Raw genomic sequence first — 17,498 nt, 5'->3', positions numbered from 1 at the left:
TTGCTATCCTGAATGATGCTTAACATACCAACCCTGTACCCCCCAAAGGAGAAATGACCATGACATTCAAGGCGCTGCTTACCACCAAGACGGGCGATGTGATTTCCACCACCCTGGTCGACTTCGATGAAGCTGACCTGATGCCGGGCGACGTCACTGTCGCAATCGACTATTCGACAGTGAACTACAAGGACGCGATGGCGGTCAGTGGCCGCTCGCCGGTGATACGCCAGTTTCCGCTGATTCCGGGCATTGACTTCTCGGGCACCGTGGAAGCCTCGTCGCACGCAGGATTCGCGGTGGGTGACCGCGTTGTCGCCAACGGCTGGGGCCTGAGCCAAACCCACCATGGCGGTTTCGCGCAGAAGGCGCGTGTCAGCGGCGACTGGCTGGTCAAACTGCCTGAGGTGTTTTCAACCCGCGATGCCATGGCCATCGGCACGGCAGGGTACACCGCGATGCTGTCAGTGCTCGCGCTGGAACATGCAGGAGTGACGCCGGACAAAGGCGATGTGCTGGTGACTGGGGCCGGTGGTGGATCCGGGTCCATCGCTATCGCTTTGCTGTCCAGGCTGGGTTATCGGGTGCTCGCCTCGACCGGGCGGCTGGAGGAGTCTGACTACCTGCGCGAGCTGGGTGCGGCTGAGATCATCGACCGCCGCACGCTGTCCGAACCGGGCACGCCGATCGCCAAGGAACGCTGGGCCGGCGCGATTGACTCGGTGGGCAGCCACACACTGGTCAACGTGTTGGCGCAAACCCGCTACCGCGGTGCGGTGGCGGCCTTCGGGCTGGCACAGGGTGCAGACCTGCCCGGCTCGGTGCTGCCCTTCATTTTGCGCAACGTGACCCTGGCCGGTATCGACTCGGTCAATGCGCCGCAGGACGTGCGGCTGCAGGCATGGGCACGTCTGGCCACCGATCTGGACTTGGGCAAGCTGGCACGCGCTACGCAGGTGGTCGGCCTGGCCGAAGTGCCCGGCCTTGCAGGCCCGGTACTCCAAGGCCAGGTGCGTGGCCGCACGGTCGTGGACGTCAACGCGTGAAGGCCGGTAGCACTACACCCCCGATCAGCCGCATTCGGCGCGAACGTCACAGTTAAAAAAAACCCGCCATCTGGCGGGTCTGTACTGAGGGCAACAGGGACGCTTACAGTTTTGCCTTGATCAGCTTGCCGAGTTTTTCCACGCCTTCATTGATACGTTCTGGCGACACGGTCACGAACGACAGGCGGAAGGTATTCGGGGCCGGGTTATTGGCATAGAAAGGGCCGCCTGGAACAAAGGCCACGTTTTGCAGAATCGCTTCATCCAGCAATTGCTTGCTGTCCATATGCGCAGGCAGGGTGACCCAGATGAACATACCGCCTTCTGGCCGGGTCCACTGCACGCTTTCAGGAAAATGTTTGCTCATGGCTTCCAGCATGGCATTGCATTGCTTGGCATACAAAGCACGGATGGTAGGAATATGCTCGGTCAGGAAACCATCCTTGATGACTTCATGCACTACCATCTGTGTCAATTGCGCTGTATGCAAATCTGCCGCCTGCTTGGCTTGTTCCAGCTTGCGTATCAGGGGTGTAGGGCCAACCACATAACCAAGCCGTATGCCGGGTGTCAGCACCTTGGAGAAGGAACCCATATAGATCACACCACCCGGATTCATGTTCAGCATCTTGGGCAAAGGTTCGCCGCTATAGCAAAGATCACCGTAAGGATTGTCTTCGATCAGCGGTATACCCATGCGTGCGCAAGTTTCCACCAGTTCAAAGCGACGTTCCACGGACAGGGTGCGGCCAGTAGGGTTCTGGAAATTCGGCAAGGCATACATCAGGCGCGCGCCGGCACCCTTGGCGGCGACAGATGCCGGTACAACGCCGTGCTCATCGGTATCCACCGATTCAAATTCAGGACGATACACAGAAAATGCCTGCAAGGCACCCAGGTAGCTGGGCGTTTCCACCAGTACTTTACTGCCTTCATCGACCAGTACTTTGCCGATCAGGTCCAGGCCCTGTTGCGAGCCGGATACCATCAGCAATTGATCGGGCAGGATTTTGGAATCACTGGTGGACAAAGAATCAGCCAGAAATTCGCGCAGCGGTGCATAGCCATCGGTAGGGCCGTATTGCAGGGCCGACTTACCCTGTTGTGACAATACTTTGTCAAAGGCAGCGCGCATGCGCTCTACCGGGAAAGTTTCAGGGGATGGCAATCCACCAGCGAAAGAAATGACTTCAGGACGCATGGTCACTTTCAGAATTTCGCGGATGGCCGAGCTTTGCAACTGCTCTGCACGTTGGGAAAATTTCCAATCTATCGGGCTGGGATTCTCAAGTTTCATGCTGGTCTCACTATATAAGGATTGCCATCACAGGCAGGTTATCGTTTTATAAAATTCAGTCGATTTCGGCGATCAATTCGATTTCCACGCACGCACCCAGAGGGATTTGCGCCACACCGAATGCTGAGCGCGCATGCTTGCCCTGCTCACCAAAAATTTCGCCTATCAATTCGGATGCCCCATTGGTCACCAGATGTTGCTCGATATAGTCAGGCGTGGAATTCACCAGGCTCATGACTTTGACGATGCGTTTGACGCGGTTCAGGTCGCCGCCGCAAGCAGCCTGCAAGGTGGCGATCAGGTCAATCGCCACGGCACGTGCTGCCAGCTTGCCTTCTTCAGTCGTAATGTTTTTACCTAGTTGACCTACCCATGGCTTGCCCTCTTTTTTGGCAATATGACCAGAGAGGAAAACCGTATTTCCGGTTTGTGCATACATCACATAAGCGGCAGCCGGTGCGGCTACTGCTGGCAGTTCAATGTTCAGTGCTTGAAGCTTTGCATAAAATGACATGTGTTTTTCCAGGAAAAGTTGGACAGCCCGCACTGGCCTACTTGATTAAATTAAATTATTGTTTTTTGCAAAAAAATCTACTTTTGCAAAATGAAGAATCTCGCTCACCGGCCAAGGGACAGTAGAAATCTTCTTTATCAGACCTCTATTGTAAGCCCCTGCCACCCCGATTGACACCCCCAAAGCTGGCACTGGAGGCAGATTAAATTTGGTCATGGCATTTTTTCAAGTCGTTTCAGCGCTGAATATTCATGCGCCTGCCAAAGCCCACCACCACGATCACCGCCAGGGCGAACAGGATTTCCCTGCCACTCAGGGTCTCGCCCAGTATCAGGGCGGCGCCAAGCAAGCTCAAAAAAGGTTGCAGCAATTGCACTTGCCCGACCCGGGCAATCCCCCCCAGCGCCAGCGCCTTATACCAAAAGAAAAAACCGATAAACATGGAAAATACAGATACGTAGGCAAACCCGGCCCAGGCCCGGCCCGACGCCTGTACCCCATAGTGCCAGCCCAGCCACAGTGTTATGGGCAACAATACCGGCATCGCCAGCAGCAGAGCCCAGGAAATCACCTGTTGTCCGCCCATGCTTTGCGACAGGCGCCCGCCTTCGGCATAACCCATGGCAGCGGCGATCACGGCCACGAACAAGGCCAGGTCAGCCATCTGGAAAGAGCCGCCCCCCTGCATCAGGGCAAACACAATCACCAGGCAGCTACCCAGCAAGGCCATCAGCCAAAAGCCCGTAGATGGTTTTTCATTAAAGCGCAGTGCCGCAAACAAGGCCGTTGCCAGTGGCAGGATGCCCAGCACGATAGCCCCGTGTGAAGCGGGCACATGGGCCATCGCGATAGAACTGAACAAGGGGAAACCCACCACCACACCCAGTGCCGTAATCAGCAGTGGTTTCATTTGCGCACGTTGCGGCCACTTGCCGCCCTGCATCCATAACAATATGCCGGAACAACAGGCGGCCACCACGGCCCGCCCCAGCGCCACGAACACCGGGTTCAGTTCTGCCACTGCCATGCGGGTAAACGGCAGGGTCAGGCTGAAGATGACGACCCCGACCAGGCCCAATACCATGCCCTTGTTTTCCTGTATCACCATAGCGCGCCTGCTTGTTTAGTAAATAAGTTGTTGCGTGCGGTGTTATCCATAATTATGCAGTCACCAGCATGGGGTACAGCGACAACACCAGCAGCAAGGCCATGCCATAGTTGAAGATACGCAGATTACGTTCCACCTTCAGCAAATGCCTGACTTTGGCACCAAACAGCACCCACAAGCTGATACTCGGTAAATTGATCAGGGCAAACAGGCCTGCTGCCAAAGCGACTATCCAAAAACCGCTGGCGGCAGGGACATACGTACTGAAAGCACCCAGTGCCATGATCCAGGCTTTGGGATTGATCCATTGAAACGCAGCCGCACCCAGGAAACTCATGGGGCTCGCTGTATGTGCCTCTTCCTGCGTCTTGTTTTCCAGCGGCCCGGCATTGGCGATATTCCAGGCCAAATACAGCAGGTAAGCTGCGCCAACCCATTTCAAGACGACATACAGCCAGGGGAAAACCGCAAACAGGCCGGCCAGGCCCACGCCCACGGCCAGCACCAAGATCATGAAACCCATGTTGATGCCCATCATATGTGGCAAAGTGGCACGAAAACCGAAATTCACGCCTGAAGCCAGCAACATCAGGTTATTCGGGCCAGGGGTGATGGAAGAAACCAGGGCAAACAGGGCAAATGCCATCAGGGTATCGAACGCCATATCAAGCCCTCCCTGTCGTACGGGGCAGGCTTGTAGTCAGGCTTGAATACCGGCAGCATGTATGTGTCTCGCCCATCGTGATTCTCCGTTTTTTGTTTTGGTGTTGTGCTATCCTAAACGCAAAAACCAATACAGTACCAATACACTACAACCAATAATATTCATACTGTAATGGTCCTTCATCCATTACAGCACGGAGACATGGCATGCTGACACCGACCTTTTATATCTCGCGCGACTCTGGCGGCTCACTGGTAGAACAAATCGTCAATGCGGTGGCGAATCGCATCGACGACAAATTGTTGCGCACAGGGGCACGCATGCCGTCGATACGCCAGTTTGCCGATGAGCAGGTGGTGTCGCGTTTTACCGTGGTGGAAGCCTATGACAGGCTGGTTGCCAAGGGTTATCTGGAGTCGCGTCGCGGGGCAGGTTTTTTTGTGCGCGAACGTGCTTCCATGCTCAACAATGTGCCAAGCACAACGCAGACGATCGCACCCACCCAGCAACTTGACGTGGTATGGCTGGTACGCAATATGTTTCGCCAGTTACCACCGCAAAAAATGCCGGGATCAGGCGTCTTGCCGCATGACTGGCTGGATGGTGAACTGGTGGCCAATGGCCTGCGGGCTATCAGCCGCCTGAACCAGAACCTGTTACTGCATTACGGCACCCCACAAGGTTTCTTGCCGCTGCGTCAGCAGTTGCAATTGAAACTGGCCGAACTGGAAATTGCCGCTTCACCTGAACAGATCGTCATGACCAGTGGCGTCACCCAGGCGCTGGACCTGGTAGCGCGCGAATTCACCCAGCCCGGCGACACCATCTTCGTGGATGATCCTGCCTGGTTTCTGATGTTTGGTTCTTTCGCCATCCTTGGCACCAAGGTGATCGGCATACCACGTCTGCATGATGGTCCGGATGTGGCCAAACTGGCAGAACTGGCCGCCTTGCACAAGCCCAAGCTGTATATCATCAACTCGGTTTTGCACAATCCGACCTCGACTTCCCTGTCCGCCGCCAAGGCTTTCCAGGTCTTGAAAACCGCAGAAGAGCATGATTTCATCGTGGTTGAGGATGATGTGTACTGCGACATGCATCCCGGCGCGGCGGTGCAGGCAGCGACGCGCATCGCCGCACTGGACCAGTTGCACAGGGTGATCTATCTGGGTGGTTTTTCCAAGACACTGGCGGCAAATCTGCGCGTCGGCTTCATCGCCACCTCGCCTGAACTGGCGATACGCCTGGCTGACCGCAAAATGCTGTCAACCCTGACCACGACCGAAATTGGTGAACGGGTCGTCTACAAAATCCTGTCAGAAGGACATTACCGCAAGCATGTCGACCGCATACGCGTCAAACTCGATGGCGTGCGTGACGACATCACCAAGCGCATTGAACAACTGGGAATGAAGGTGGACTACCGCACGCCGGCAGGCATGTTCTTGTGGACAGAGACTGGCTGCGACACCAACAAACTGACAGAGAAAGCCATGGAGCAAGGTTACTTGCTGGCACCCGGCAGCCTGTTTTCACCTAACCAGTTACCGTCCACCAGGATGCGCATCAATATCGCCGCAATGTCCGATCCTGGTGTGTGGGAATTTTTGAAACGCGAAGTGGGTTGATCGCTGTGTATTCGCGCTTTTGTGAGGCAAATTTCAAGCAAATTTCAATGCAGGCTGGCATTCGCCAGCTTGACGCCAAACCAGACAAACAGGCTACCAACACCACTGGACAGGCTGGCCGACAAACGACGACGCTGGCTAAAACCGCGTGCCAGGCGTGCACCCAGAAAAATCAATACCGACAAATACAATGAACTGAACACCATCACCACCGCGCTGAGGATAAGAAAGGGAATCGCCGGTGTCGGGTAGTTCGGATCAATGAATTGCACAAAGAAAGACAGCAGGAACAAAATCGCCTTGGGGTTCAGCAAACTGATCACCAGTGCGCGTTTGAACGGGTTTTGCATATTCACCGCAACCGCCTGGCTTTCAGTCACCGTTGCGGTTTTGTTGCGCCACTTTTGGACAGCCGCCCAGATCAGATTGATACCCACCCAGGCCAGGTAAGCCGCACCTGCATATTTCACCACCAGGAATAAGGCCGGGTAAGTACGCAAGATACCTGCGGCCCCCAGCGCAGTCAGCATCAGCAAGACGCTGTCACCGACAAAAATACCCATGGCCCCTTTATAACCCTCACGCACACCACGTGCGGTAGCAACTGCCAGTACATAGATGGAATTCGGTCCTGGCAACAAGACGATACCCAATGCCCCCAGCACATACGTCCACAAATCGGTTACGCCATAAAAACTCATTTTTTCCTGCCCTCACAGATAGCTGAACGATGCCGTATGTTTGCTACCACTTATACGGATACAGCCTCAAGATTAACAGTTTGTCTTGCTTCCTGCTCGTGCCGGACCAAAGCCTCACCAGCCCTGCGCATCAGGCTAAGGGCAGTATCCCCTTCACGCAGGGTTGCCGTGCGTACTGTCGCGCTGATCTTCATTTCCCTGCCGGATACAGAAATAGGCATGGCCACCACGGTGGCATGTGCGCGGTCAGCAATTCTATCGGCATCTTCGGCTGATGCTTCCGGCAACAGGACGCAGAATTCTTCCCCGCTATAACGGGCAATGCAGTCATAGGAACGCATGGCACGTTTGACACGCCGGCTAACCTCGACCAGGATGACATCGCCCACCTGTGGTCCATGGACGTCATTGATATGTTTGAAATCACTCAGATCCAGCACCAGAACCGATAACTGCTTGCCAAGACGTGTATGGCGCTGCAGCTCAACATCGGAAACACGCATGAACTCGCGCCAGTTGGCTACCCCAGTGACCGGGTCGGTGTTGGCCTGTCTTTCCAGTTCCTCTTCGGCACTCAGCAATTTTCTTCTGTATCTATGCACATAGGTGGCAACCGCATGGCCGGTAATGGCAACGGCGGGCAAGATCAGCACCACGCTGGCCGCCAGGGAAAACGTGCTGGCTTGCTTATACAGCAGCAAGAAACAGGATGCTGCTGCAAATGCAAACAAGGGAACACGCAACTGGTTCAAGGCCAGCGGCAAGGAAATAAAGGCCATCAGCAGCAACCAGGCATCCACCATGTAATGCCCGAAATAATCACGCGGCAGACAGGCATTGCTGATGAATTGTGTCAGCAATACCATCACTATCCAGTGCAGGGCATAGCGATCCAGCACAGGTACATTTTCCACCCGCGCATATTGTCTGATCAGCCACAGCGAATACGCCAGCACCGACAAGCGCAGCAACAACAGAGCAGCCAGCGTCCAGCCGACATCATGAAACAATATATCCACCAGTGCCAGCGGCAAGAATGCCCACAACATGATGCGTACCACCCGGCGTACCTGCGCCCGGTCTTGCTTCGTATATTGAGAACGATAATTCTCTTCGCTGACATCTTTGTAGTTCATTTAGATTCCACAAACTGAATTTTAATGATGTTAATTTCCAGACCAAAATTACTCATTTGATACTGCATTTGGCCATCTGCGCATATCTATGCTACATTCTCACTCTGAATTTCCATCGCTTCAGATCAGCCAGATAAAGTCTTACTTAATTATATGCCCCACTTGCCGCAGCAACATGTTAAACATTGCATAGGCGACGCGCCTGTGTCAGCCATGTGTGCGCGCGCAAACATCGTCACGCCGACCACCGCAGCAATCAGCGCACCGGTCTTCCAAGCTAGCTGTCCTTGTTGTTGAGTCTGCACAATTAACGCAGACAGGCCTGGTCCGACTCTGCGATGCTCCAGGCCTCACCCACCACATTTTCAATTTCATATTTTTATAACAAGATGGACATACTTCTCTACGACAATTGGGAACGCCGCCTGCGCCCCTTCAGCCCATTGAACAAAGACTGGGTGGGCCTGTATTGCTGCGGTCCTACCGTGTATGACTATGCCCACATCGGCAACCTGCGCACCTATCTGTTTGAAGACTTGCTGCGTCGGGTCCTGGAATGGAATAACTACACCGTGCGTCATGTCATCAACATCACCGATGTGGGTCATCTGGTGTCCGACGGTGATGATGGTGAAGACAAGATGGAAAAAGGCAGCCGCAAAGCCGGTGAATCTGCCTGGCAGATTGCAGACCGCTTTACAGCTGCCTTCAAGGATGACTTGCAGCGCCTGCACATCCTGGAACCAGCCATCTGGTGCAAGGCCACCGACCATATCGCTGAACAAATCGATTTCATCGCAGCCATAGAAAAAAATGGCTATACCTATCGCACCAGCGATGGCATTTATTTTGACACCAGCAAGCAGGATGACTATGGTTTCCTGGCGCGCATCAAGCGCGATGCCATCAAGGCTGGTAGCCGTGTTGACCTGGGTGAAAAACTGCATGCCACCGACTTCGCCCTGTGGAAATTCAGCCCACCGGATGAACACCGTCAAATGGAATGGGATAGCCCCTGGGGCCGTGGGTTCCCCGGCTGGCATATAGAATGCTCCGCCATGTCGGCCAAGTACCTGACGCCCTGGTTTGACATCCATTGCGGTGGTGAAGACCATATCGCCATTCATCATAGCAATGAGATAGCGCAAAACCAGGCTTGCCATGGTACCCGCCTGGCCAACTTCTGGATGCATGGTTATTTCCTGCAAATCGATTCTGGCAAGATGTCCAAATCCAGCGGTGAATTTTTGCGCCTGCAAACCCTGCTCGATCAACATATCGATCCGCTGGCATATCGCTACCTGTGCCTGACTGCACATTACCGCAGCCAGATGCAGTTCAGCTTTGAAGCCCTGCTGTCGGCACAAACCGCCTTGCAACGCTTGCGCGAAACTTACCACGCGTGGCCAGAAGGCGGCAATGTCAGTGCCGAATACCGCGAGAAATTCACTGCCTTCATCAATGAAGATCTGAATGTCCCGCGTGCTTTGGCACTGGTTTGGGAAATGCTGAAAGCTGATTTGCCTGATGCCGACAAAAAAGCTACGCTGACAGCATTCGACCAAGTGTTTGGCCTGGGTCTGGCGCAATGGCAACCCGCCGTGCTGGCAATTCCGGCGGAAGTGCAAAACCTGGCAGAACAACGCCAGGCTGCGCGCAAGGCCAAGAACTGGGCCGAGGCAGATCGCCTGCGTGGCGAGCTGCATGCACTAGGCTATGAAGTCGAGGATAAAACCGAGGGCATGCAGATCAAGGCGCTATAAAGCTTAACAGTCATACACCACCTGGGGAAACCATCGTTTCCCCATTTTTTTACAAACCCTTTTCAAACTGCAGGCGTATCGTGGTACTGCCCGGTGTCACCGCGCTACGCAGCTTGCGGCCATCCTGATCACTATATTGCGAAGCCTGCAGCACATCCTGATGCAAGAGATTGCTTACTGACAGGCGCAGGTGCATTTTATTTTCCAGCTTCCACACAGCGTACAAGTCCAGATTACGACTGACGCCGGTATAGTTGCGCAAACCAGACGTGACTTGCACATTGCCACCTGTCTGCAGATTAAAATTGAAACCAAATGATTGCTGCTCGCTACGCTTGTAGTCCATCCCCCAATTAGCAGTCAGGGGCACCTGGTCAGTCAGGCGATTATCCGGGCCAGGTATCGCATCCAGCCTGGACCAGTTGCGTGCCGCATTCAGGCGCACTTCTAGCGGTGGCGCAGCAGCCAGCCAATTCTGCAGCGCTACTTTTGCGTCAAACTCTATGCCCATCACTTTGGCTGTACCGTGATTATAGGGAGAGGTAATCCAGACTTTATCTTTTTCATACAGGTTTTGCACCGTCACATCCTGCACCTGTTTGGCATAGGCAGACAGGCTGAACATGCTGTTTTTGGCAAAATAGGATTCATACGCCAGATCTGCGCCCCAGGCCAGTTCCGGCAAGAGCTGGGGATTGCCCTGGTAGTCAGGATTGTTCGGGCCATTATCATTATTCGCGGTATAGCGACGCGGTACCAGGCTGCGCGGTGTCGGTGCCTTGTAGGTACGGGACAGCGCAAAGCGCAACTGGTCTTTTTCCTGCTCTGGCAGCTTCCACAATAATTGCATGACCGGGCTCCAGACACTGGACCTGGTCTGCACTGCCGACATCAGCCGCCCTGCGGTTTCGGTATTCAGACCTTCCCAGCGCAACCCCAGATAGGCTTGCAGGCGATTTGTTACATCCCATTCATCCTGGGCAAACAAGGCCAGGCGGCGTACATGGGCCTTGTAATCTTCATTCAATTCGTCCACCACCTTGCTGCCCGGCTGGCGGTCAAATTGCAGACGTGCTTCGCTACGTTGCGTCAGTGCTGCATCCCACCCAAGGGCCAGGCTATGGTCATCGCGAAAGCGGCTCAGGTATTTGCCGCTGGTGCTGACACTGCTGTCTATCGCATTCGAGACTACATGACGATTGAAAGGCAGTTCCTGCTTCTCGGGGTAACCATAGAAGTTGTAATCCGTCTCGCGCTTGTTATAACTCAGGCCCAGCTTCGCATTCAGCTTGCTGTCTGCATTGATTCTGTGCGCCCAGTTGAGGTCAGACCGTAACAGACCAGTATGTGAAGAAGCACGGTAATTATTGTCCGGGTACAGCGTGTGCTCTCCCTCCTGCAGGGTTTCATGATCACGCCCCCAGTTCACATTGCGATAATAATCAATCAGGCTTTGCCAGCTCAATGTATCGCCATTGTCCAGGTTCCAGTTCAGACGTGGCGTGAGCCCCAGACGCCAGAAATCAGCCCAATTTTTTTGCTGTATGAAACGCAGGGTCTTGGCCTGGCTAGCGGTGCCATCGATACTCTCAGTCACTACCCGTGCATTCTCGTAGCCAGTTTTTGACAAAGTGCCGGTGACGGCATAAGAAAAACCTGCATTCTTGTCGGCCACTTCCAGAGCCAGCGCAGGGTTCCAGTTATGTTCGCTACGGGCAAGGCTGAACTTGAATTCTTTCCTGGCACTGCTCACACCTTTTTTCAGAATGATGTTGATAGTACCGGCCACTGCCTGGGCACTGAATTCTGCAGTCGTCGTTCGCAAGATTTCTACCCGTTCTATCAACTCGGGTGCAATGCTGTCTATGGAAAACCCGGGGGCGACCGCATCACCATTCAGTAATATCTGCGTGTAGCCAGAACCCAGGCCACGCATGCGCAGTTCATTTCCGACCACGGAAATACCGGGCTGGCGCTTCAGAACTGAAGACAGTTGCGCATCACCATACTGCAATAATTCCGCTGCATTAATGATGATTTTGGCGGCGGTATCGTTTTTTCTTTGGGTGCTTGCACCTGGTCCAGCCACCTCCACCGTTTGCACTACATCGTCTTTTTTAGCTGGCACATCCGCAGCGTGAAGATGGGCACTCCAGAACAGAATCGCGCTTCCGAGGCCGGTGATTCCGGCAGTGATTCCGGTCTTGATGCATGCTCTGCAATACAGGCAAGAGGTGCGTGATGGAAGACACGAAACGGGACGACTTGAAACAAACTTGGACATGGCGATGATCAGGTGGGACAGAAATAATGTGAGGGCCAGCTTCGACAGAGAAACCGGGGAAACAGCAGGGATTATGAAGTGAGCAAAACAATAGCAAAATCAGCGTGTGACCAAAGCCCATATTGAAGTGATGAAGCAGACCTGACTAAGCAAGAGGTGACTGAGCAAGAAGTGACCGGGCAGCTATTTTGCTGGCAGCAATCCTGATTTGGTGTATTTCAAAAACTCATCGACGATGCGGGCGATGCTGCCATCATTCTTCATCGCCAGCAGGTTTGCGCTCAATACTTTTGAGGTGGTGCTGGAAGCAAATTCCGGCCGCACCCGCATCACATGGGAACCATAGGCAATCACCAGGCTAGGCCCCAATCCCAATAACTGGGTCGACGCATTTCTTTCTACGGCAGCCATAATGGCCGGCTGGCTGCCGACGATGCCGGAAATGCGGCCAGCTTCCAGCATGCGCAAGCCATTTTCCAGGGTATTGATTTCAACCTTTCTGATTCGCTCGTCCTGCCCGAAGCTGCCATAACTCAGCCTGCGCATCATGCCTATGCCTTTTTCTGCAGACAGGGCAATCAGGTCATCGAAATTTTTCAGAGTTGCACCACGTTGCGCGACAACGACGATGGGATATTGCGTTACCTCTGACAAGATAACGCCATCCAGGTCAGAAAAATTTTCAGCCTGGGAAATGCTATACGCTTCTTTGTCAGCCGGAAACATCGCCACATGACGGGAACTGGGCACGATCTGCAACTCTATGGACACGCCTGACCGCCTGCGCAATTCGTTCACTATGCGCACATTGATACCATCATAAACGTTCTTGCCATCCTTGCTATCCCTGGCAAAGGCAAAAGGTGCCACTTCTGTCAGGTACAGGTTTGCCGCCACGACAAGCGGGGCATATCCGCACAGCAGAAAAAAACCAAACACATTCACTGCCTTAAGCAACACCTTAAGCAACATTCAGTCACTCCATGAACTTGGCAATAGCAAAAAGCTAGTCAGCCATTGATGAAAGTTTAGTAATTTTTTGCAAAAAACACAAATATCCATATATCTGCAATCAATGTCTGTGCGGAAAGAATAAATATTTCATGTTTTTTCTACAACGATCTTGAAATCCACTAAAGCGGCCTCACCTACCGTCTGCAAAATCAATGTTGCAATAAAAAGCGGCAAGCGAAATACCCATAAAACATCAATGAAATCTTTGAGGGAAACCATGTCAGAAAAGCAAACCCTGGGCTTTCAGGCCGAAGTCAAACAACTCTTGCAGTTGATGATCCATTCCTTGTATTCAAACAAGGAAATCTTTTTGCGTGAACTGATCTCTAACGCTTCCGATGCGGCAGACAAACTGCGCTTTGAAGCCATCAATGATGCCAGCCTGTTTGAAAGTGACCCAGATCTGCAGATCCAGGTCAGCTTCAACAAGGACGCACGTACCATCACCATCACCGACAATGGCATAGGCATGAGCAAGGCCGATACCATTGAACATCTGGGCACCATCGCCAAATCCGGCACCAAGGAATTTTTCGGCAAACTGTCGGGTGACCAGCAAAAAGACGCGGCCATGATAGGCCAGTTCGGCGTTGGCTTTTACTCTGGCTTTATCGTTGCCGACCGCATTACCGTAGAAACCCGTCGCGCCGGTCTGCCTGCAGACCAGGCCGTACGCTGGGAATCCGAAGGCGCGGGCGACTTCAGTGTCGAAGACATCGTTAAAGAAGCTCGTGGCACCAGCATCACCCTGCACCTGCGTGAAGGCGAAGATGAGTTTTTGTCGGCATGGAAACTGAAATCCGTGATCCGTACCTATTCCGACCATATCTCACTGCCTATCAAAATGCAGAAAGAAGAATGGGATGAAGAGAAAAAAGAACAGGTATTGAAAGATGAGCTGGAAACCATCAACCAGGCCAGCGCCTTGTGGGCCCGCAGCAAGTCCGACATCACGCCTGAGCAGTATGACGAGTTCTACAAGCATGTCTCGCATGACTACACTGCTCCGCTGACGCATACGCATAACCGTGTTGAAGGCCGCAGCGAATATACACAATTGCTGTATATCCCGGCACGTGCGCCGTTTGACATGTGGGACCGCAACAAGCGTGGTGGCATCAAACTGTATGTGAAGCGCGTCTTCATCATGGATGATGCCGAACAACTGATGCCGGTCTATCTGCGCTTTGTCAAAGGTGTCATTGATTCGAATGACCTGCCTTTGAATGTCTCCCGCGAAATCTTGCAGGAAAGCCGCGACATCAAGGCGATTCGCGAAGGCTCGACAAAACGCGTACTGGGCATGCTGGAAGACCTGGCAAATGCCGATGGTGATGACGATGCACAGGCCAGGAAAGACAAGTACGCGACCTTCTGGAAAGAATTCGGTCAGGTGCTGAAAGAAGGCGTAGGCGAAGACAGCGCCAACAAGGAACGCGTCGCCAAACTGCTGCGCTTTGCGTCCACCCACAATGACAGCGATGTGCAGAATGTCTCACTGCAAGATTACCTGGCGCGCGCCAAAGAAGGCCAGGACAAGATTTACTATGTGACGGCAGAAAGCTATGCCACAGCCAAGAACAGCCCGCACCTGGAAATCTTCCGCAAAAAAGGTGTCGAAGTCTTGTTGCTGACTGATCGCGTGGATGAATGGATGTTGTCCTTCCTCAACGACTTCGAAGGCAAGGAACTGGCATCAGTCGCCAAAGGTGGCCTGGATCTGGGCCAACTGGAAGATGAAGCTGAAAAGAAACAGCATGAAGAAACGCAGACCGAGTTCAAAGACCTGGTCGAAAAAATGAAAACAGCGCTGGCCGACAAAGCCAAGGATGTACGCGTGACGTTCCGCCTGACTGATTCACCAGCCTGCCTGGTCGCAGATGAACATGATTTGTCTGGCAATCTGGCACGCATGTTGAAAGCTGCAGGCCAAAGCGCGCCAGAATCCAAGCCTATTCTGGAAATCAATCCTGAGCATCCGCTGGTTCAGAAATTGAAATATGAAGAAGCAAAATTCAGTGACTGGTCACACATCCTGTTTGACCAGGCCCTGCTGGCCGAAGGCGGCAACCTGAGCGATCCTAGCGGTTTCGTGAAACGCCTGAATGAATTGTTGTTGGACAAATAAACAATTCACTCAAAAAAAAACGGACTCAGTTCAAACACTGAGTCCGTTTTTTTATACCCAATCAAAGTCAGCGGGTAGGAAAAATCTTTTGCTTTTGCTGCTTGCTGAACCAGTCGCGCAGCATCTGTTCTTCATACTGAAAACTGGTATGGCCGCTGGCAACGCCCATGCGCATCAGAAAATTCATGTCCTTCACATCCTCGGTGCCAGATGCCACGGTCTTGCCCTGCTCATCCTTGAGGTCAAAGCGGAAACTCATGCGTGGCCAGTATAGCTCCTTGATCACACGAATATCATTCACCATAGGGCTGAAGAAGGGTCTGACATCACCAGCCAGATCGACATCCGTTACCGTGATGTCCCATTCATAGCCCTCTGGCAGTTTTTTTGCCAGGTCTGCAAACATCCGGTCAAATTCCTTGATAACTCTTTCCTGAAAACCGATCTTGCTTTCATTGGTGGGGCGAATATCGGTAAATTTCTCCGGTTCTTGCCAACTGACCTTGGCGCTACCGGCATAGGCAGGGGCTGCCATGACGGTGGCCAGCAACATTAGGGTACAAATCTTTTTCACTTTGACCTCCTTTTACCTGCTCACTGATGATGCATAGGCGCATCTGAGCCCTTAGAACCTGTTTACTTGGAACCTGTTTACGATCTTACTATACTTGAATTCCCGCTATGGTCGACCGATCGCCTGTGGCGGGAGCAAGCACAAAAAAACCTGGCCGCTTTGCTCTTCAAGCATAGTCGATGAAAACAAAAACGACCAGACTGGCTGGTCGTTTCCGGGAATCAAATTTGTGACAAGACTTTTCAGCCGCTGGCATTAATTTGCCAGGGTAAGCAGGCTACTTATTACCCAAATTCATGCCGGAATTCATGCCCGAATTCATGCCCGAATCAATGTGTTACGCGGGTGGTCCTGCCATTCGACAGCAGACGTACCCTGTCACCAGCACGGAAGGGTTCATCCGCATCCTGGGTAACGGCGCGCAATTCACCGTTGTCCAGCTTGACCGTAATTTCCAGACCACGCACCTGAGTCGCATTCTTTTCTACATTCTGTCCTATCATGCCACCAGCAATCGCGCCGACAATGCCGGCCGCCAGGGCACCATTGCCCTTGCCTATGGATGATCCGGCAGCAATCCCGCCCAATGCTGCACCTGCAGCAGTACCGACACCACTCTGGCCACGGTCTATGGTGACGTCGCGTATGGATTCTACATAACCCATACGTACACTTTGTTCATTCTGAGTCTGTCTGGAGTTATACACGCTACCCGAATTGTGCGACGTAACCGCACAGGCACTCAGGCTGGCTACCGCAAGCAGAATAATAAGACGTTTCAAAATACACTCCTTTGTCATTTCAATTAGCATAAAACGCACGACTGTTAATACGGTTGACCGGCATTGGCAAAGCTAAGTTTCCCGTTTTAATTTTCACGCGCAAGCGAAATTGACAAATGCTTGCTAAGCTCCCGCATTCAAATAGACATCTCTGAAAGAAGCAGGCATGCAGGCCGACACTACTTTGCCACTATTACAAGGCTTTCCCCCTGTCATCGATCAGCGCACCCATACGCTGGTACTTGGTAGTTTCCCCGGCGAAGCCTCACTGCATGCCGTTCAATACTATGCGTATAAGCAAAACCAGTTCTGGCGCCTGATGTCAGCCTCGCTGGAAACCGATATGCTGGCCCTGGATTATCCGCAGCGGCTGGATTGTTTGCTGGCGCATGGCGTCGGCTTGTGGGATATCTTTCATTCCTGCCTGCGATCCGGCAGTCTGGATTCGGCCATACGCCAGGGCGAGCTGAATGATTTCAGCAGCTTGCAGGCACGCCATCCACAATTGCGGAAACTCTGCTTCAACGGCCAGACCGCAGGGAAAATGGCTGGCTATTTCAGTGAACGTGGCTACCAGACCGCCATCCTGCCCTCCTCTTCCCCGGCTTATGCCATGCGTTCTTTTGAAGACAAGTTGCGGGAATGGAAGGCAGAATTTCAAACCGGCCTCAAGACTGAAATGTAAGCTCATGCTTAACACCCTGACACCGATGTCGCGGATGACAAGGCTGGATTTTTGTCAAATAACTGGTTTATGTCTGGAAATCTGCTCAAATGAGGCATTTTCAGGTGAAAATCATCACTGGCAACAGGAATCATGTAAATTTCCTTTTTAAGCGCCAGGTGACTGGTTAAAATA

The 17,498-nt window shown here is 52.9% G+C and carries 16 protein-coding genes; 5 read left to right on the top strand and 11 right to left on the bottom strand.

From position 1 onward, the window contains the following. Window positions 1–59: 59 nt before the first annotated feature. On the top strand, window positions 60–1,046 hold the full coding sequence (locus ACO0LM_RS10275) for an MDR family oxidoreductase (RefSeq protein ID WP_423036749.1): 987 nt from the start codon (window positions 60–62) through the stop codon (window positions 1,044–1,046). Window positions 1,047–1,149: 103 nt separating this feature from the next. Here ACO0LM_RS10275 and ACO0LM_RS10270 read toward each other — a convergent pair whose 3' ends face one another. The 5 genes from ACO0LM_RS10270 to ACO0LM_RS10250 are packed head-to-tail and all read right to left on the bottom strand — an operon-like array spanning window position 1,150 to window position 4,629. Further along, window positions 1,150–2,343, bottom strand: coding sequence for a PLP-dependent aminotransferase family protein (locus tag ACO0LM_RS10270; protein WP_422987211.1), 1,194 nt, complete (start codon window positions 2,341–2,343; stop codon window positions 1,150–1,152). A gap of 55 nt (window positions 2,344–2,398) precedes the next feature. Beyond that, on the bottom strand, window positions 2,399–2,857 hold the full coding sequence (locus tag ACO0LM_RS10265) for a RidA family protein (protein ID WP_423036747.1): 459 nt from the start codon (window positions 2,855–2,857) through the stop codon (window positions 2,399–2,401). 45 nt (window positions 2,858–2,902) lie between these two features. Beyond that, window positions 2,903–3,073 (bottom strand): hypothetical protein, encoded by a 171-nt coding sequence (locus tag ACO0LM_RS10260; protein WP_423036745.1) that lies wholly within the window; start codon window positions 3,071–3,073, stop codon window positions 2,903–2,905. Window positions 3,074–3,092: 19 nt separating this feature from the next. Then, window positions 3,093–3,965 carry a DMT family transporter gene (locus ACO0LM_RS10255; RefSeq protein ID WP_423036743.1) on the bottom strand — a complete coding sequence of 291 codons (873 nt, stop codon included), beginning with the start codon at window positions 3,963–3,965 and terminating at the stop codon, window positions 3,093–3,095. Window positions 3,966–4,017: 52 nt separating this feature from the next. Continuing rightward, the gene (locus tag ACO0LM_RS10250; RefSeq protein WP_423036741.1) at window positions 4,018–4,629 is read right to left on the bottom strand and encodes a LysE family translocator; all 612 of its coding nucleotides are present in this window, start codon (window positions 4,627–4,629) and stop codon (window positions 4,018–4,020) included. Window positions 4,630–4,835: 206 nt separating this feature from the next. On the opposite strand from ACO0LM_RS10250, the gene ACO0LM_RS10245 reads away from it, so the two are divergent. Next, window positions 4,836–6,257, top strand: coding sequence for a PLP-dependent aminotransferase family protein (locus ACO0LM_RS10245; RefSeq protein ID WP_423036739.1), 1,422 nt, complete (start codon window positions 4,836–4,838; stop codon window positions 6,255–6,257). A 44-nt stretch (window positions 6,258–6,301) separates the two neighbouring features. Here ACO0LM_RS10245 and leuE read toward each other — a convergent pair whose 3' ends face one another. Together leuE and ACO0LM_RS10235 are read right to left on the bottom strand one after the other, a co-directional pair. Then, window positions 6,302–6,958 carry a leucine efflux protein LeuE gene (gene leuE, locus ACO0LM_RS10240; protein WP_423036737.1) on the bottom strand — a complete coding sequence of 219 codons (657 nt, stop codon included), beginning with the start codon at window positions 6,956–6,958 and terminating at the stop codon, window positions 6,302–6,304. A 50-nt stretch (window positions 6,959–7,008) separates the two neighbouring features. After that, complete coding sequence (locus tag ACO0LM_RS10235; RefSeq protein WP_423036734.1) at window positions 7,009–8,094, bottom strand: GGDEF domain-containing protein; 1,086 nt, start codon at window positions 8,092–8,094, stop codon at window positions 7,009–7,011. 389 nt (window positions 8,095–8,483) lie between these two features. Between ACO0LM_RS10235 and cysS the strand changes: the two genes are divergently transcribed. Continuing rightward, window positions 8,484–9,857, top strand: a complete 1,374-nt coding sequence (gene cysS / locus ACO0LM_RS10230; RefSeq protein WP_423036732.1) for a cysteine--tRNA ligase — start codon at window positions 8,484–8,486, stop codon at window positions 9,855–9,857. 49 nt (window positions 9,858–9,906) lie between these two features. Here cysS and ACO0LM_RS10225 read toward each other — a convergent pair whose 3' ends face one another. Next, window positions 9,907–11,985: a TonB-dependent receptor plug domain-containing protein gene (locus ACO0LM_RS10225; protein ID WP_423036730.1), complete on the bottom strand. Its 2,079-nt coding sequence runs from the start codon at window positions 11,983–11,985 to the stop codon at window positions 9,907–9,909. Window positions 11,986–12,324: 339 nt separating this feature from the next. Beyond that, complete coding sequence (locus ACO0LM_RS10220; protein ID WP_423036728.1) at window positions 12,325–13,113, bottom strand: substrate-binding periplasmic protein; 789 nt, start codon at window positions 13,111–13,113, stop codon at window positions 12,325–12,327. Window positions 13,114–13,372: 259 nt separating this feature from the next. On the opposite strand from ACO0LM_RS10220, the gene htpG reads away from it, so the two are divergent. Continuing rightward, entirely contained in the window at window positions 13,373–15,283 is a 1,911-nt protein-coding gene (gene htpG, locus ACO0LM_RS10215; RefSeq protein WP_423036726.1) for a molecular chaperone HtpG, read from the top strand. Between the two features lie 67 nt (window positions 15,284–15,350). Here the strand turns inward: htpG and ACO0LM_RS10210 are convergent, their stop codons facing one another. Together ACO0LM_RS10210 and ACO0LM_RS10205 are read right to left on the bottom strand one after the other, a co-directional pair. After that, window positions 15,351–15,857, bottom strand: a complete 507-nt coding sequence (locus ACO0LM_RS10210; RefSeq protein ID WP_423036724.1) for a DUF3016 domain-containing protein — start codon at window positions 15,855–15,857, stop codon at window positions 15,351–15,353. Window positions 15,858–16,186: 329 nt separating this feature from the next. Next, a complete protein-coding gene (locus ACO0LM_RS10205) occupies window positions 16,187–16,657 on the bottom strand; it encodes a glycine zipper 2TM domain-containing protein (protein WP_423036722.1) in 471 nt (156 codons plus the stop codon). 148 nt (window positions 16,658–16,805) lie between these two features. Here ACO0LM_RS10205 and ACO0LM_RS10200 point away from each other — a divergent pair, with 148 nt between their 5' ends. Then, the gene (locus tag ACO0LM_RS10200) at window positions 16,806–17,324 is read left to right on the top strand and encodes a DNA-deoxyinosine glycosylase (protein ID WP_423036720.1); all 519 of its coding nucleotides are present in this window, start codon (window positions 16,806–16,808) and stop codon (window positions 17,322–17,324) included. Window positions 17,325–17,498: the final 174 nt, after the last annotated feature.

The sequence above is a fragment of the Undibacterium sp. Di26W genome, assembly GCF_049340265.1.
Classification (GTDB): domain Bacteria; phylum Pseudomonadota; class Gammaproteobacteria; order Burkholderiales; family Burkholderiaceae_D; genus Undibacterium.
Note: the sequence above shows the minus strand (reverse complement) of the source record. Positions and strands in the feature narration are given on the sequence as shown.

Bases quoted from the DNA above. Each gene is read 5' to 3' on its own strand.
- ACO0LM_RS10275 (WP_423036749.1), top strand. From the start codon at position 60: ATGACATTCAAGGCGCTGCTTACCACCAAGACGGGCGATGTGATTTCC.
- ACO0LM_RS10270 (WP_422987211.1), bottom strand. From the start codon at position 2,343: ATGAAACTTGAGAATCCCAGCCCGATAGATTGGAAATTTTCCCAACGT.
- ACO0LM_RS10265 (WP_423036747.1), bottom strand. From the start codon at position 2,857: ATGTCATTTTATGCAAAGCTTCAAGCACTGAACATTGAACTGCCAGCA.
- ACO0LM_RS10260 (WP_423036745.1), bottom strand. From the start codon at position 3,073: ATGACCAAATTTAATCTGCCTCCAGTGCCAGCTTTGGGGGTGTCAATC.
- ACO0LM_RS10255 (WP_423036743.1), bottom strand. From the start codon at position 3,965: ATGGTGATACAGGAAAACAAGGGCATGGTATTGGGCCTGGTCGGGGTC.
- ACO0LM_RS10250 (WP_423036741.1), bottom strand. From the start codon at position 4,629: ATGGCGTTCGATACCCTGATGGCATTTGCCCTGTTTGCCCTGGTTTCT.
- ACO0LM_RS10245 (WP_423036739.1), top strand. From the start codon at position 4,836: ATGCTGACACCGACCTTTTATATCTCGCGCGACTCTGGCGGCTCACTG.
- leuE (WP_423036737.1), bottom strand. From the start codon at position 6,958: ATGAGTTTTTATGGCGTAACCGATTTGTGGACGTATGTGCTGGGGGCA.
- ACO0LM_RS10235 (WP_423036734.1), bottom strand. From the start codon at position 8,094: ATGAACTACAAAGATGTCAGCGAAGAGAATTATCGTTCTCAATATACG.
- cysS (WP_423036732.1), top strand. From the start codon at position 8,484: ATGGACATACTTCTCTACGACAATTGGGAACGCCGCCTGCGCCCCTTC.
- ACO0LM_RS10220 (WP_423036728.1), bottom strand. From the start codon at position 13,113: ATGTTGCTTAAGGTGTTGCTTAAGGCAGTGAATGTGTTTGGTTTTTTT.
- htpG (WP_423036726.1), top strand. From the start codon at position 13,373: ATGTCAGAAAAGCAAACCCTGGGCTTTCAGGCCGAAGTCAAACAACTC.
- ACO0LM_RS10205 (WP_423036722.1), bottom strand. From the start codon at position 16,657: ATGACAAAGGAGTGTATTTTGAAACGTCTTATTATTCTGCTTGCGGTA.
- ACO0LM_RS10200 (WP_423036720.1), top strand. From the start codon at position 16,806: ATGCAGGCCGACACTACTTTGCCACTATTACAAGGCTTTCCCCCTGTC.